The organism is Micromonospora sp. WMMA1976 (assembly GCF_027497335.1).
In the GTDB taxonomy this organism is placed as follows: Bacteria; Actinomycetota; Actinomycetes; order Mycobacteriales; family Micromonosporaceae; genus Micromonospora; species Micromonospora aurantiaca.
This window is the reverse complement of record NZ_CP114912.1, coordinates 728,743-743,887: the sequence shown is the minus strand read 5'-3', so window position 1 is coordinate 743,887 and position 15,145 is coordinate 728,743. Positions and strand designations below refer to the sequence as shown.

General features: G+C 71.7%; 14 protein-coding genes, 1 tRNA gene and 1 other RNA gene. 5 read left to right on the top strand and 11 right to left on the bottom strand.

Translation table 11 applies throughout. The features are described from left to right. Positions 1 to 897 carry a lytic polysaccharide monooxygenase gene (locus O7546_RS03615; protein WP_281600443.1) on the bottom strand — a complete coding sequence of 299 codons (897 nt, stop codon included), beginning with the start codon at positions 895 to 897 and terminating at the stop codon, positions 1 to 3. Positions 898 to 1,995: 1,098 nt separating this feature from the next. On the opposite strand from O7546_RS03615, the gene O7546_RS03610 reads away from it, so the two are divergent. Continuing rightward, positions 1,996 to 3,510, top strand: a complete 1,515-nt coding sequence (locus tag O7546_RS03610) for a DUF4173 domain-containing protein (protein WP_281600442.1) — start codon at positions 1,996 to 1,998, stop codon at positions 3,508 to 3,510. A gap of 44 nt (positions 3,511 to 3,554) precedes the next feature. On the opposite strand, the gene O7546_RS03605 is transcribed toward O7546_RS03610, so the two are convergent. Further along, complete coding sequence (locus O7546_RS03605; protein WP_194798440.1) at positions 3,555 to 3,896, bottom strand: VOC family protein; 342 nt, start codon at positions 3,894 to 3,896, stop codon at positions 3,555 to 3,557. Beyond that, complete coding sequence (locus O7546_RS03600; RefSeq protein WP_194798441.1) at positions 3,893 to 4,837, bottom strand: AraC family transcriptional regulator; 945 nt, start codon at positions 4,835 to 4,837, stop codon at positions 3,893 to 3,895. Before O7546_RS03600 ends, O7546_RS03605 begins: the two co-directional genes overlap by 4 nt. Positions 4,838 to 4,907: 70 nt before the next feature. On the opposite strand from O7546_RS03600, the gene O7546_RS03595 reads away from it, so the two are divergent. Both O7546_RS03595 and O7546_RS03590 read left to right on the top strand, forming a co-directional pair. Next, positions 4,908 to 5,396, top strand: a complete 489-nt coding sequence (locus O7546_RS03595; RefSeq protein ID WP_194798442.1) for an anthrone oxygenase family protein — start codon at positions 4,908 to 4,910, stop codon at positions 5,394 to 5,396. Between the two features lie 124 nt (positions 5,397 to 5,520). Further along, complete coding sequence (locus tag O7546_RS03590) at positions 5,521 to 7,197, top strand: DUF262 domain-containing protein (RefSeq protein ID WP_194798443.1); 1,677 nt, start codon at positions 5,521 to 5,523, stop codon at positions 7,195 to 7,197. A gap of 151 nt (positions 7,198 to 7,348) precedes the next feature. On the opposite strand, the gene O7546_RS03585 is transcribed toward O7546_RS03590, so the two are convergent. Together O7546_RS03585 and O7546_RS03580 are read right to left on the bottom strand one after the other, a co-directional pair. Continuing rightward, positions 7,349 to 7,421 (bottom strand) — tRNA-Ala (locus tag O7546_RS03585). A 90-nt stretch (positions 7,422 to 7,511) separates the two neighbouring features. Further along, on the bottom strand, positions 7,512 to 8,102 hold the full coding sequence (locus O7546_RS03580; RefSeq protein WP_018787607.1) for a YqgE/AlgH family protein: 591 nt from the start codon (positions 8,100 to 8,102) through the stop codon (positions 7,512 to 7,514). A 148-nt stretch (positions 8,103 to 8,250) separates the two neighbouring features. On the opposite strand from O7546_RS03580, the gene O7546_RS03575 reads away from it, so the two are divergent. Continuing rightward, positions 8,251 to 9,051 carry an S-methyl-5'-thioadenosine phosphorylase gene (locus O7546_RS03575; RefSeq protein WP_194798444.1) on the top strand — a complete coding sequence of 267 codons (801 nt, stop codon included), beginning with the start codon at positions 8,251 to 8,253 and terminating at the stop codon, positions 9,049 to 9,051. 109 nt (positions 9,052 to 9,160) lie between these two features. Continuing rightward, on the top strand, positions 9,161 to 10,753 hold the full coding sequence (gene mdlC / locus O7546_RS03570; protein WP_269696176.1) for a benzoylformate decarboxylase: 1,593 nt from the start codon (positions 9,161 to 9,163) through the stop codon (positions 10,751 to 10,753). A 3-nt stretch (positions 10,754 to 10,756) separates the two neighbouring features. Here mdlC and O7546_RS03565 read toward each other — a convergent pair whose 3' ends face one another. From O7546_RS03565 to ftsE, 6 genes are all read right to left on the bottom strand, one after another. Further along, positions 10,757 to 11,701 (bottom strand): hypothetical protein, encoded by a 945-nt coding sequence (locus O7546_RS03565; protein ID WP_194798446.1) that lies wholly within the window; start codon positions 11,699 to 11,701, stop codon positions 10,757 to 10,759. Positions 11,702 to 11,742: 41 nt separating this feature from the next. After that, the gene (locus O7546_RS03560) at positions 11,743 to 12,171 is read right to left on the bottom strand and encodes a hypothetical protein (RefSeq protein ID WP_194798447.1); all 429 of its coding nucleotides are present in this window, start codon (positions 12,169 to 12,171) and stop codon (positions 11,743 to 11,745) included. A gap of 179 nt (positions 12,172 to 12,350) precedes the next feature. Next, positions 12,351 to 12,726: a transfer-messenger RNA gene (ssrA, locus tag O7546_RS03555) on the bottom strand. A gap of 103 nt (positions 12,727 to 12,829) precedes the next feature. Beyond that, entirely contained in the window at positions 12,830 to 13,309 is a 480-nt protein-coding gene (gene smpB / locus O7546_RS03550; protein WP_116511188.1) for an SsrA-binding protein SmpB, read from the bottom strand. A gap of 133 nt (positions 13,310 to 13,442) precedes the next feature. After that, on the bottom strand, positions 13,443 to 14,318 hold the full coding sequence (ftsX, locus tag O7546_RS03545) for a permease-like cell division protein FtsX (RefSeq protein WP_194798448.1): 876 nt from the start codon (positions 14,316 to 14,318) through the stop codon (positions 13,443 to 13,445). Between the two features lie 65 nt (positions 14,319 to 14,383). Further along, positions 14,384 to 15,064, bottom strand: a complete 681-nt coding sequence (gene ftsE / locus O7546_RS03540; protein ID WP_013284225.1) for a cell division ATP-binding protein FtsE — start codon at positions 15,062 to 15,064, stop codon at positions 14,384 to 14,386. Positions 15,065 to 15,145 lie beyond the last annotated feature (81 nt).

Below are 15,145 nucleotides of genomic sequence, written 5' to 3'. Positions count from 1 at the left end.
TCACCAGATGCGGCGCCGCCCGGCGCGGTGGTTGCGGATCCCGCACGGCCGCCCGGGCGGCGGCCCGCCGGCCCGCCGCAGTCCGACCACCGCCGCCGCGAGCAGCGCGACGACGAGCGCCGCCGCGCCGAGGACGAGCGGCCGGGACAGCGGTCCGCCGTCGGTCACCGTCGCGACCGGCACCGCCGGCTCGTCGTCGGCCGCCGGCACGGCGAGGGTACGCGGAGGCGACGCGCTCGCCTTCGGCGCTGCCGGCGGCGGGTCCGGCTCACCGCGTGCCGCCCGGAAGATCACGTCCGAGCAGGAGTAGTACGTGTCCTGGGTGTCCGAGTTCTGCCAGATGACGTAGACGAGGTGCCGGCCGGTCCGGTCGGTCGGCAGCTTCCCCCGCATCTCGTACGCGCCCGCGCGGATCGGCGGGTCGGTGACCTCGAGGAACGGTTTCTCCTCCAGATCCGCCCAGGTGAGCACGCGCTTCGGCGAGTACGAGCCGGTGGTGACGTAGTACCGGAACGTGCCCCGGTGCGGGATGGTGGTGCGGTAGCGGAACGTGTGCCGGGCACCGGCCGTGAGCGTGGTGGCGGGCCAGTCGGCACGCGCCAGGTCCAGCCCCCGATACGCGGACAGCCCGCCGCTGCACAGTTCCCCGTCCGGAATGCGTTCCCGGTCCCGCCCGTCGATCCGGGCCACCCGGATGTTGTCCCACTCGCGTACCGCCGCTCCGGCGGCGACCGCGGCCCGGCAGGCGGGCGTCTGCGCCCGGCCACCCTCGGGCCCGCACGCGGCGGCCCGGCTCAGCGGGCTGGTCGGCGCACCGTGCGCCGCGGCCGGCGCGGCGGTCAGCGGCACCGTCGCGGCGACGGCGGCGAACGCGGCGAACGCGCGACGTGCGGCCATGTGATCGACCTCCCGCGCACTGGTACGGCCGCGAGCCGCCAAAGGTTCGATCCGCGCCGATCGGCGGGGCGGCATGACCGAACGGACAACCGGGGCGGCGACGGACGCCTGACGGCCCTAGAGTGACGAAACCCTGTGATCGAGGAGCGTCCCTTGCCCGAGCCGGTCCCGTCCCCCGAGTCGTCCCGCGCCGCCCCCGCGGCCGGTCCCGCACCGGGCGACGTTCCCGCCCCCGCACAGCCGTACCTGCTGGTCCTGCCCACGATGGAGGGCGCTCCCGCACCGGTGCCGTGGCCCGGTGCCGAGGGGCAACCAGGCTGGGCCATTCCGGTCAGCGTGCCGCCCGGCACCCAGGGGTACGCGTTGTTCCTCCCGCTGGTCCCCGCGCCCGGCCAGCCGGGGGCACCCGGCCAGCCGGCGGCGGTGCCCGCCCAGGCGACGGCGCCCGCCGCCGAGCGCTCCCCGGCGGAGGGCGCTGCCCCGGCCACCGGCGCGAGCGGCACCACCGCCGCCCTGTCCACACCGGCCGAGGGCTCGGTTCCTTCCACCGCCGCGAGCGGCCCGACCGCATCGGGTGCGGCGGCAGCAGCCGAGGCTGGGAAGCCCGTCGCCGACCGTCCGGCGGGCGGAGGGCCTGTCGCCGCCCCGCCGGACGCCGTTCCGGCGGCTCGCCGGGAGCAGGCTGGCGGAACGTCCCCGGCCACCGGCGACGCCGCATCGTCCACCCCGGATGCCGGCCCGGCAGACGCGGCCACGGCCGCCTCCGGTGGAGCCGGGACCGGCGCGCGCCCCGGCGATGGTGCTCTGCGGACGGCCGCTTCCGCGACTTCCGGCCCGTCGGGAGCCTCGCAGACATCTGCCGCTCCCCCGGGCACGCCAGCGGCTACCGGCCCGTCCGGCGCCACGCAGGCGCCAGTCTCCGGAGCATGGACCGCGCCGGGCGCGCAGCCTGCCTCCGGGCCGCTGCCCGCGCCGGGTACTCAGCGCGCTCCGGGCACCCCGCCTCCGCACGGCGGTGGGCTGGCGCCCGCGCCGCCGTACCCCGGAATGGGGTGGAGCGGGCACCCGCAGGCGCCGACGTGGGCGCCGCGACCTCCGGTGCCGCGGACCTCGTTCCTCGGCGCGCGGTGGCCCGGCCCGAAGGCGGCGACCGGGCGGGCGGTGCCGCTCGCGGTGCTGGCCGCCGCGGTCGGCAGCGCGGTCTTCGTGCCGCTCGGCCGCGTCGGCGTCGGCTGGTTCCTGGGCTGGCTCACGCTCACGCTCGCTGTGGTGCTGGCGGTCCGGTCGAAGACCGCGGACCTGCCGCGCGCCGACAAGCTCATCCGGGCCGGGTGGGCGGCTGCGGCGCTGGCCCTGATCGCCGTGCCGGCGTTCCGGAACGCCTGGTGGCTCGTGACGTTCTGCGTGCTCGGCGCGCTCGGCTGCGCCACCCTGGCGATCATCGGCGGGCGGCTGGTGCGCTCGGTCCTGTTCGGCCTGGTGGCGACGCCGTTCGCGGCGTTGCGTGGCCTGCCGTGGGTACGCCGGCACATCACCGCCTCGCCGCAGGAGGCGACCGTGCGCAAGGTGACCGTCTCGGTGGTCGCCACGGTCGTGGTGCTCGTGGTCTTCGGCAGCCTGCTCGCGTCGGCCGACGCGGCGTTCTCCGAGGCGCTCGGTTCGCTCGTCCCTGAGATCAACATCGGTACGGTGTTCGGCTGGCTGTTCCTCGCAGTGGTGGGCGGTCTGATCGCGGTTGCCGCGCTCTACACGCTCGCCGCGCCGCCCGACCTGTCCACCGTGGATCGCGAGGGTGAACGCCGTCTCGGCCTGCTGGAGTGGGCCCCGGCCATCGGCGCGCTCACGCTGCTGTTCGCCGGGTTCGTGGTGGTGCAGTTCACCACGCTCTTCGGCGGGCAGCAGCACGTGCAGCGGGTCGCCGGGCTCAGCTACGCCGAGTACGCGCGCAGCGGCTTCTGGCAGCTGCTCTTCGTCACGCTGCTGACGGTGGCGGTGCTCGGCGGGGTGAGCCGCTGGGCACGCCGGGAGCGGCCGGTCGAGCGGATCCTGCTGCGCGTGCTGCTCGGGCTGATCAGCGCGCTCAGCGTGGTGATCGTGGCGTCGGCGTTGTCCCGGATGTGGACGTACCAGAAGGTCTACAGCTTCACCGGCGAGCGGATCTTCGTGATGGCGTTCGAGATGCTGCTCGGCACGGTCTTCCTGATGATCATCGCGGCCGGCGTCAAGTGGCGGGGCCGGTGGATCCCCGGCACCACGCTCGCGCTGGCGGTGGCGATGCTGCTCGGCCTGGCCGTGCTCAACCCGGAGGACTACGTCGCCCGCCGCAACACGCTGCGGTACGAGCAGACCGGCAAGATCGACGCCTGGTACCTGCGGGCACTGTCCGCCGACGCCACCCCGGCGCTCGCCAAACTCCCCGACCCGGTACGCCGGTGCACGCTGAGCTGGATCGCCGACGACCTCGCCGAACCCGACCCCTGGTACGCCTGGAACCTGGGCCGCCAGCGCGCCCGCAAGGCCCTCGACGAGGTCGGCCCGCAGGCGATCGGCGGCCCGAAGGACTGCCGCCGGGCCGACCAGTTCGACCTGCCGAAGACCCGGCGCCCGCGCTGACGTCGCAGGCCGGGCCGCGAATCCCCGCGGCCCGGCCGGCCCGGTCAGGCCGGACCGCCGCCGAAGCCGATCTCGTTGCCGTCCGGGTCGTGGAAGATCACCTTGCGGACGCCGTTGTCGTAGGTCTCCTGCGCGGTCGGCGTCAGACCGCGGGCGGTGATCCCCGCGACGCGGGAGTCGAGGTCGTCGACGACTACCGTCTGCATGGCGTGACCGGCGTGCTCGGGCCGCACGTCGACGTAGAGGTAGCGGTGCTCGGCCAGCTCCCACACCGCCTCGCTGTCGTTCGGCCGGAACTGCGGCGGTTCGCCGAACAGCCGCTCGTACCAGTCCGTCGCCACCGCGAGATCGCGCACCGGGACGCCGGCGAACAGGTCGACAGTCATCCGGCCAATCTATCCGGGTCGACGTGCCGGCGCGGGCTCACGCCGTACCGGCGTTTGAACGCCGCACTCAGGGCGAACGAACTGCCGTAGCCGACCCGGCGGGCCACCGCGCCGACTGTGGCGCCTGGCTCGCGGAGCAGGTCGGCCGCGAGCGCCAGCCGCCAGCCCGTCAGGTACGACATGGGCGGCTCACCGACCAGCGCGGTGAAGCGCCGGGCCAGCGCCGCCCGCGACATCCCCACCTCCGCGGCGAGTGACGCCACCGTCCACGGCCGGGCCGGGTCGTGGTGCAGCATGCGCAGCGCGCGGCCGACCACCGGATCGGCGTACGCCAGGTACCAGGCGGGGGCGGCGGCGTCCGGCCGGGCGAACCACTCCCTCAGCGCGGCGATGAGCAGCAGGTCGAGCAGGCGGTCCAGCACCGCCTCCTGGCCGGGGTCGTCCTTGACGATCTCGGCGGCCAGCAGCGGCACCAGCGGCGTGTCCCACGACTCGCGCCGCACCACCGCGAGCGGCGGCAGCGCGTCCAGCAGCCGCCGCCCGACAGTGCCCCGTACCGGGTACGTGCCGGTGAGCAGCACGGTCCGGCCGTCCGGCCCGTTGCCCCAGGTGCGTACGCCCCAGCGTGTCATCGCGAACAGCTCGCGCCCGTCCGGTGTGGTGCAGCGCTGCCCCGGGTGCACTACCACCTGCGGCGCCGTGGCCGGGTCGTCCGCCACCGTGTACGGGGCCGGCCCGCGCACGATCGCCACGTCACCGCCGGTCAGCCGCGCGGCGTCGCCCTCCTCCGGCACGATCCAGCCCTCGCCCCGCACCACGGCGACAAGCGTGAGCGGCGCCTCGTCCCGGATCAGCATCGACCAGGGCGGGGTGAGGATCGAACGCAGCAGGAAGGCGCCCCGCGCCCGGGGACCGTCGAGCAGGCCGGAGACGGCGTCCACGAGACGATTGAACACACGATCGCGCGTCCTGACCATGTGCCGTCTCATCGCCCGGCGGTTCGATGAGGACATGCGACTCGTACAACAACTGACGCTGGTCGGCGCCACAGTCGGCGCCGGTCTGATGGCGGGCCTGTTCGCCGCGTTCGCGTACGCCGTGATGCCGGCGCTGCGCGGCGCGGACGACCGCACGTTCGTGGACGCCATGCAGCGCATCAACGTCTCAGTCGTCAACGGCTGGTTCCTGCTGGCGTTCCTGGGTACGCCGGCGCTGGCGGCGCTCGCGGCGGTGCTGGCGTGGCGCGGGGCGACCCGGCCGGCGCTGCCGTGGATCGTCGCCGGGCTGGCCCTGTACCTGGTGATGTTCGTCGTCACGGTGGCGGTGAACGTGCCGCTGAACGACGCGCTCGCGGCGGCCGGCACGGCGGATCTCGGAGCGGCGCGGGAGCGCTTCGAGTCCGCCTGGGTCACCTGGAACGTGGTCCGGACGGTGGCGAGCACTGCCGGGTTCGGCGCGCTGTGCTGGGCGCTGGTGCTCGCGGGCCGCGTGACCAGTTAGGGAACCGCACCACTGAAGTTGATCAACGGCGACGTCAGCACTTCTCCTGGTCCGCTCGTTAGGCGGGTTGCGGATAACCATCTGGGCGAGGGACATCCGGAGACCCGGTAGGGATAATGCACCAATGCCACAACTCGAGGCGCACGAAATGCCGCTCCACAAGGTGTTTTGCAGCGAATACAGCTTCAGCATCCCTGATTACCAACGCCCCTATGCGTGGCGCAAGGAACAGGCGTTGCAGTTACTGGATGATCTGAGTGAGGCCCTCGACCGCGACAGCGCGGATCCCTACTTCCTCGGATCCGTCGTCCTCGTCAAGAACAAGCAGGATCCGGCGGCCGAAGTCATCGACGGCCAGCAGCGCCTCACAACCCTGACCATTCTGCTCGCGGTCCTGCGCGATCTGACCGACGACCAAGAGGTTCGATCAAGCCTCGACCACCTGATCTCCGAGCCTGGTGACAAGATCCGAGGACTGGCTTCGCAGCCGCGTCTTATGCTACGGAAACGCGACCGCGCGTTCTTCGCGGATCACGTCCAACGCACCGGCAGCGTTATTCATCTGCTGGCTCTCAACCACACGGTGGTCAAGAACGACGCCCAGCGCGCCATCCAGGAGAACGCGAACGCCCTCCACGGACGCCTCGCACAGTGGCCGTCCCACCGCCGACTCGAACTCATGCGGATGTTGAGCACGCGCACCTACCTGGTCGTGGTGAGCACACCAGATCTGGCCAGCGCCCACCGCATCTTCAGCGTAATGAACGCCCGCGGGCTCGATCTTCTGCCCACCGACATCTTCAAGTCGAACATCATCGGCGGCCTGCCCTCCGACGACTCAGATGCATACGCCGAGAAGTGGGAGAGCGCTGAGGAGCTGGTGGGCCGCGAGCTTTTCGCCGAACTCTTCCAGCACATCCGGATGATCTTCGCCATGAAACGTCCGGAAAAGGAACTACTCAGAGAGTTCCCCGAACAAGTCCTCGTTGACTACCTGCCGGGCAGGGGCGCCGCCTTCGTCGACGATGTGCTGACCCCGTACGCCGAAGCCTACGGCCAGATCCGGGACTTCACCTACGCAGCACCGGTGGGCGCAGAGCCGGTCAACAACTGGTTCCGGAGATTGGCTCAGATCGACAACAGCGACTGGCTGCCGCCCGCCCTGTGGGCACTTCGTCGCCACGGTGACGATGCCGCCTGGCTGGATGACTTCCTGAAGGCGCTCGAGCGGCTCGCAGCCAGCATGCTCATCCGCCGGGTCTACGCGACCCCACGGGCCCAGCGCTATGCCGCATTGCTGCGCGAGCTTGCCGACGGAAAGGGACTGGACGCGCCGTCGCTGGCGCTTTCCGAAGTTGAGAAGAAGGAGGTCACGGAGAAGCTGAACGGCGACCTCTATCTCCAGGAGAAGGTACGCCGCTACGTGCTGCTGCGTCTCGATGAACTTCTGGCCGGCGCGCCTGGCGTTACATATGAGCATGCCCGCATCACGGTTGAGCACGTCCTGCCGCAGAACCCGGCACCCGCCTCGCTGTGGAAGGTCAGGTTCACCGATGAGCAACGGGAGTACTGGACGCACCGCGTCGCCAACCTGGTGTTGCTGAACCGCGCGAAGAACTCGCAGGCGCGCAACTTCGACTTTACGAAGAAGAAGGCCACCTACTTCGCCGGGAAGAACGGCGTCGCCACGTTCGCACTAACGAGCCAGGTTCTCCTGGAGAACCAGTGGACGCCGGAGGTCTTGCGAAAGCGTCAGGCCGCGCTACTCAACGTGCTGAAGAAGGCGTGGGTGGAGGACTGATCGCGGACTGGGCTCGAGGCGAGGCGACGGGGAAGGCGTGGGCCTTCGCCACCGTCATCCTGTCGCCCGCTCGAGTGCAGGGCCAACTGATCCTGAGATAGCGAAAAGCCCTGGTGGGATATCTCTCCCCACCAGGGCTTTTCCGCTTGGGTGGAGCCGAGGGGACTCGAACCCCTGACCCCCACACTGCCAGTGTGGTGCGCTACCAGCTGCGCCACGGCCCCTTGCGGTCGTCCCCGGTCGCCCGGGCACGGAGAGAACTATACACACGCCGCCCGGCATGGTCATCTCGCGGGGGTGCCCCCGCACCCGGCTCAGTTCAGTGCCACGTCCGGCGGGAAGTGGGCCACCGCCGCCATCATGCCGCCCTGCCGGCGCAGCACCATCGGCCAGAGATCATCCGGCCGGTCGACGAAGGCGTCACCGGGCAGCGCGTCGAACACGAACCAGGAGCCCTCCTCGATCTCGCGCTCGACCTGCCCGGCACCCCAGCCGGAGTAGCCGGCGAACACCCGGATCCCGCCGACCGCCTCGCGCAGCTTCTCCGGGTCGACCGAGAGGTCGATGGTGCCGACCGCGCCGGAGACGCGGTGGAAGCCCTTGACCGGCCGGACGGGGTGCCGCATCCGGGCCAGGCAGATGGCGGAGTCGGGCTGCACCGGGCCGCCCTCGAACAGCACCGCCGGGTCGCCGGCCAGGTCGCTCCAGTCGCCGAGCACGTCGGCCACGGAGACCTCGGTGGCCCGGTTCAGCACCACCCCGAGGGCGCCGCCGGGTTCGTGGGCGACGAGCAGCACGACCGTACGGTCGAAGTTCGGATCCTTGAGCCCTGGTGTCGCGACCAGCAGTCGTCCGGTCATCGACTCCATGGCTCGGCCACCGATCGCCTGCCCCTCACCCTGCATGTCCGACACCCGTCAGCCGTGCGCCCGTACGGGCCCGAGGCCGTCGACCGTCCACCCTGTCAACGCCATGTCACGCACCATAGCCTGCACCCGGCCCGCTGGTTAAGGTCTGACGGCGGGTGATCGCGACGGATCGAGGGAGGGCCGGATGGCGGCGCAGGCCGAACTGGCGGTGATCGGCGGGTCGGGGCTCTACGCCCTGCTCGACGGGGTGGAACACGTGGTGGACACCCCGTACGGCGAGCCGTCGGGCCCGATCACCGTCGCCGAGGTGGGCGGTCGCCGGGTGGCGTTCCTGCCCCGCCACGGACGCGATCACCGTTACCCGCCGCACCTGATCCCGTACCGGGCGAACCTGTGGGCGCTGCGGTCGCTCGGCGTACGCCAGGTGCTGGCACCGTGCGCGGTGGGCGGCCTGCGGCCGGAGCTGGGCCCGGGGACGTTCGTGGTGCCGGATCAGTTGATCGACCGCACCAGCGGGCGCACGCAGACGTACTACGACAGGGGCGCGGTGCACGTGTCGTTCGCCGACCCGTACTGCCCGGCCGGGCGGCGCACGCTGCTCGACACGGCGGCGGGGCGTGGCGTGCCGGCGGTGGACGGCGGGACCGTGGTCGTGGTCGAGGGTCCGCGCTTCTCGACCCGGGCGGAGTCGCGCTGGTTCGCCTCGATGGGCGGCACGATCGTCAACATGACCGGTCACCCGGAGGCGGTGCTGGCCCGTGAGCTTGCCCTCTGCTACACGTCGATCGCGCTGGTGACGGATCTGGACGCGGGCGTGGAGGCGGGCGAGTCGGTCACCCACGAGGAGGTGTTCCGGGTCTTCGCGGAGAACACCGACCGGCTGCGCGGGCTGCTGCTGGACGCCGTGGCGGCGCTGCCCGCCGAGCGGGAGTGCGAGTGCGGGAGCGCCCTGGACGGGATCAAGCTGCCGTTCCCGCTGCCCTGAGCGCGGGAAGCGCCCGAAAAGTCGTCTTCGGCCCGATAGATTCGGCTGGTCGGGAGACTGGGCACCGGGCCGGCTCCGGCATCCGCGTGCGGAACGGAGGCAGCCGGCGATGGCGACGGTGCGGGAGGCGACCTACGACCTGCTGCGCGCGCTCGGCCTGACCACCGTCTTCGGCAACCCCGGCTCGACCGAGGAGCCGTTCCTCCAGCACTTCCCGGACGACTTCCACTACGTGCACGCGCTTCAGGAGGCGTCGGCGGTCGCGATGGCCGACGGCTACGCCCAGGGCACCGGCCGGCCCGCGCACGTCAACCTGCACACCGCGCCCGGCACCGGCAACGGCATGGGCAACCTGGTCACCGCCTGGCACAACCGGACCCCGCTGATCGTCAGCGCCGGCCAGCAGACCCGCGAGATGCTGCTGATCGAGCCGCGCCTGGCCAGCCCCCGGGCGGTCGAGCTGGCCCAGCCGTACGTCAAGTGGGCCCACGAGCCGGCCCGCGCGCAGGACATCCCGGCGGCCTTCATGCGGGCGTACGCCTCGGCGGTGCAGCCCCCCGCCGGACCGGTCTTCCTCTCCCTGCCGATGGACGACTGGGACCGTCCGGCCGACCCGCCGCCGCAGGTGCGTACCGTCGCCACCCGGATCGCGCCGGACCCGGACCGGCTGCGCGGCTTCGCCGGCGCGCTGGCCGCCGCCCGCGCCCCGGCACTGGTGCTCGGCGCGGCGGTGGACCGGTCGGACGCCTGGCCGGACGCGGTGGCGCTGGCCGAGCGCCTGGCCGCCCCGGTCTGGGCCGCCCCGGCACCGGAGCGCGCCGTGTTCCCCGAACGGCATCCGCACTTCCGGGGCGTGCTGCCGTACGCGATCGGGCCGCTGTCGGAGGCGCTGCGCGGCCACGACGTGGTGCTGGTGGTGGGCGCGCCGGTGTTCCGCTACTACCCGCACGTGCCCGGTGACTACCTGCCCGGCGACGCGCGGCTGCTGCACGTCACCGACGATCCGGACGAGGCGGCCCGCGCCCCGGTCGGGGAGAGCCTGCTCGGCGACGCCGGGCTGACCTTGGCCGCGCTGTGTGAGCTGCTGCCGCCGACCGATCGGGCGGCGCCGTCACCGCGCCCGCAGCCGGCCCCGCCCGAGCCGGCCGACCCGCCGAGCGCCGACGCGCTGTTCGCCGCGCTGGCGGACGCGTGGCCGGCGGACGGGGTGCTGGTACAGGAGTCGCCGTCCAACCTGGCCGCGCTGCGCCGCCGGCTGCCGATCGAGCGGCCGCGCTCGTACCTGACGATGGCCAGCGGCGGCCTCGGCTTCGGGCTGCCGGCGGCGGTCGGCATGGCGCTCGCCGAGCGCGACAGCGGGCGTGGCCGCCCGGTCGTCGCGGTGGTCGGCGACGGCTCGTTCCACTACTCGGTCCAGGCGTTGTGGACGGCGGCGCGGCTGCGTCTGCCGCTCGCCGTCGTGGTCCCGGTGAATCAGCAGTACGCGATCCTGAAGGCGTTCGCCGAGCTGAAGCACACCCCTGGCGTGCCGGCGCTGGACCTGCCCGGGCTGGACGTGACGGCGGTGGCGCACGGCTACGGGTGCGCCGGTGAGGTGACCACGCCGGACGGGCTCGGCGCGGCGCTCGAGGCGGCGCTCGCCTCGGACCGACCGACGGTGCTGCCGGTGCCGATCAGCACCGACGTGCCACGGATCCTGTGAGCCTCAGCCGGGCTGGACGATCAGCGGGGCGCCGCTGCCGGCGTCGAGCACCACGCGCCCGCCCACCGGCGCGGTGAGCGTGACGCTGACCGGCTTCAGCACGAGCTGCTGGGTGCAGGGGCCGGTGGGCGAGACCACGGCGCCGCCGATCACCACCACGTCCGGCCGTTCCAGCACCAGCGGTGTGGGCGGACTGTCGCAGGCGCCGACGCCGAGCAGGTAGTCGATGCGGTTGCCCTCCACCGCCCGTAGTTGCTGCGCGGACACCAGGCCCGCCGGGAGCGGCGTGCCGGGCACCGCGCCGCCGGGAACCCGGCCGGTCACGCGCGGCGCGACAGCGACCCGGGCCACGGGTACGGCCAGTTCCTCCACGGTGAACAGCCAGGCGGGCACCTCGGCACGCCCTCGGCTGGTCCACACCGGCGCGCTGCCCAGCCGCACCCCGGTCACGGTGAGCGCCACGCACGCGCCGGGCGCCGAGGTCGACACCGGGTCGTTCGGGCCGGGTCGCCCGGTCGGTGCCGGATCCGGTGCGGCCGGACGCCCGTCGCAGGGCGGCGGATCACCCTGGTGGAGTTGGGCGTACGCGTCGGCGGCGCTCACCAGCGGCACCCGCAGCGTGCCGTCGGGGAACCGGATCGTGCCGTCCTTCGGCACGTCGGCCGGGATCGGGATCTGGTCCCGGTACCAGCCGGCGTTGAACGCCGTCTTCGTCTCCGCGGTGGTGCCCGGGTCGCCGGTGAGCACCGTGGCGTCCTGGAGCGGGACGTACCCGTCGTGCCAGCCCGGTACGGGCCGCCAGCCGGCCGCCACCTCCCGCGCCCGCTCGGTGAACGCGGGCCGCTGGTCCGGGCCGGCGGGCGTGGCCACCCCCGGATCGGCACCGGGCGTGGCGCAGGCGGAGAGGGCCAGCAACGGGATCCCGAGCAGGGCGAGCACGCGACGCATACGGGGTTGGACGCGTGCCCGTCCCGGCCGGTTCCCCGGGCTCAGTCCTCGCCGCCGAGGTCGGCCTGGTACGCCTCCCAGAGCAGGTCGGCGCCGTGCCGCCGGTGCCGGTCGAGCGCGCGCAGCAGACCGTGGGTGCGGGCCCGTACCTCCGCGGCGGACACCCCTGGCAGGCGTACGGCGTGCTGGAGCGCGGCGAGCGCAGCGCTGATCGCGGCGTGCTCACCGACCAGCAGGCGTACGCCCCGGTCCAGGCGTGGCGCGGCGCGCACCAGGTCGGCGTAGTGGCCGCCGGCTCCCTCGGTGACGCGGACGTGTTCGGTGAACCCCCGCCGGACGGGGTCCAGATCGGTGAGGAGTCGCTCCCGCCAGCGCGGCCCGGCGGTGGCCAGCGCCCGCCCGAGGGCGCGCAGGTCACCGGAGGCGCTCGGGAGCACGGCGGTCGGTTGCTGGATCGGACTGGTGACCATGGGACACCTCCCGCTGCTGGGTGCGAACCCGTATGGCGATGGTGGACCCGGTTCCGGGCGCTGTCCAGCGGTCGGTGCCGCCTCATCTGCCCCATCGGCATCAGCAGCCCCGCGAGGTGTCACCGGCCTCGGAGACGACTGTGCGCCCCGGTCCGGGTGGACGGGGCGCACAGTCTGTGTGGTGGAGGTGCCGGGAATCGAACCCGGGTCCTTCGCCGGTTTGTCAGGGCTTCTCCGAGCGCAGCTCGCTGTGCCTCTACTCGGCCCCACCGCTCACGCGAGCAAGTTGGTGTGACGGGCCCAGTCGCTGATTGATCTCGCCGCACGGACCCCGCGACCGGGTCCGATTGGCCAGCCTTCTAGCTGATGCCGGCTAACTGGGTCGAAGGCGCTCCCAGGCCGACAGACTTGCTACTCGCCTCAGGCGGCGAGAGCGAAGTCAGCGCGATTGTTCTTGGCGCTTATTGGTTTCCGACGACCGATTCTCGAGACGACGTCGGCTTCCTCGGCTCGCTTCCCCTGTCGCTGCGTACGAAGTCGAAACCAGTCACCCCCTCGAAGCGCTGCCCCTGTCGGCAGCACACCAAGCCTAACGCCTGGCGCAACCGGTTTCATCCCGAGGCCCGCCCGACGCAGGCAACCGGACGAACCGGACGAATCACTCAGCCATACCCTTGCCGCGCCGGCCGACCGCCCGGGCGATCTCCTTGGCGGCGTCCCGCTTGGCGAGGTCCTGGCGCTTGTCGTACGACTTCTTACCCCGGGCCAGGCCGATCTCCACCTTGGCCCAGCCGTCGGAGAAGTAGACCTGCAACGGCACCAGCGTCAGGCCGCTCTCCTTGAGCTTGCCCAGCAGCCGGTCGATCTCCAGCCGGTTGAGCAGCAGCTTGCGGGTACGCCGGGGCTCGTGGTTCGTCCAGGTGCCCTGGGCGTACTCCGGGATGTGCATGGCGTGCAGGTAGATCTCGCCGTCACGCTCCTGGGCGAACGCGTCCACGAGCGACGCCCGCCCGGCCCGCAGCGACTTGACCTCGGTGCCGGTCAGCGCCATGCCCGCCTCGTACGTGTCGAGGATGGCGTAGTCGTGGCGTGCCTTCTTGTTGGAGGCGACCACCTTGCGACCCTTTTCCCGTGGCATCGGCGCCACCCCCTTCCTGATCGACTCACCGGCCACCGGCCGGCGAGCGGAGATCATGCTACCGGAACCACAAGGGCCCTCCCGCGCCGTTTATTCCGGCACGGAAGGGCCCTCGGTGAGCCGTACGAGGTGACTAGACCCGCAGGTAGAAGCGGAGCGTGACCCAGGCGGTGACCGCGCTGACCACGCCACCGACGGCGGCCATCAGCGGGAAGGTCAGGAAGATCTCGGACCAGGAGATCGGGGTGATGAGGCCCTCCAGGGCCGCCATCGAACTGCCGGCCGACAGCAGCTTCACCGCGACCAACGCGAGCAGGCCCAGGATGGAGCCGAACAGACCGGCCACCACCGCCTCCAGCACGAACGGCGCCTGGATGAACCAGTTCGACGCGCCGACGAGCTTCATGACCGCCACCTCACGGCGCTTGCTGTACGCGGCGACCTGGATGGTGTTCGCGACGAGCAGCAGGGCGGCGACGGCCATCACGATGGCGATCGCGAGGGCGCCGTTCTGGAACCCGCTGAGCACGCCGAAGACCTTGTCGAGCAGCTTGCTCTGGTCGACGATCGTGTCGATGCCCTCGGCGGTCTTGTACTTGTCGTAGATCGCCTTGTACTGCTCCGGGTCGTTCAGCTTCACCCGGTACGACTCGGGAAGCTGGTCCGGCTTGACGGCGCTGACCAGGTCCGGGGCGTCGGCGTACATCTGCTGGAAGCGCTCGTACGCCTGCTCCTTGTTGACGTACGTCGAGTCCTTGACCAGCGGGTCCTGATCGAGCTGCTGACCCAGCGCGTCGACCTGTTCCTTGGTGGCATCGGTCTTCAGGAAGATCGAGACCTCGACGTTCTCGTAGTAGAGGTCCTTCATGTCGCCGACCTTCTGGTAGAGAAGGCCGCTGCCGCCCAGCATGAACAGCGACACCGCCATTGTGATGATCATGGCGATGGTCATCGTGACGTTGCGCCACAGCCCGACCAGTACTTCGGACAGGACGTACTTCATCCGCATCGGGATATTCCTCCGGCTCTCCGGCGTGAGGTTTCGTCGTCAGGGTCTACGGAACGTCGTCCGGCTCAGCCGTAGACGCCGCGGGCCTGGTCGCGCACGATGCGGCCGCTCTCGATCTCGATGACCCGGCGCCGCATCTGGTTCACGATGTTGGAGTCGTGCGTGACCATCACGACGGTCGTACCGGTGCGGTTGATCCGGTCCAGCAGGCGCATGATCTCGATCGAGGTGTCCGGGTCCAGGTTTCCGGTCGGCTCGTCGGCCAGCAGGATCAGCGGCCGGTTGACGAACGCCCGGGCCACCGCGACACGCTGCTGCTCACCACCGGAGAGCTCATGCGGGTAGCGGTGCTCCTTGCCGCCGAGACCGACCAGCTCCAGCACCTCCGGCACGACCCGGCGGGCGACCGCCTTCGTCTTACCGATCACCTCCAGCGCGAACGCCACGTTCTCGTACGCGGTGCGGTTCGGCAGCAACCGGAAGTCCTGGAAGACGCAGCCGATGGAACGCCGGAAGTGAGGTCGCTTCCAGGAACGCATCGACGTGACGTCCTTGCCGTTGACGACGACCCGGCCCTTGTTGGGCGTGACCTCGTGCAGCAGCAACTTGATGATGGTGGACTTGCCGGAGCCGGATGGACCGATGAAGAAGACGAACTCGCCCTTCTCGATCGAGACGGACACGTTGTCGAGCGAAGGCCGGGACGCCTTCGGGTACGTCTTCGTCACTTGCTCAAGCTGAATCACGGGTCGGTAGTCTACGCGGTGTAACCGCAGAGCCAAGCCCCACGCCCCGCAGAAGCGGTGCGCGTCATCGATTTACCCGGT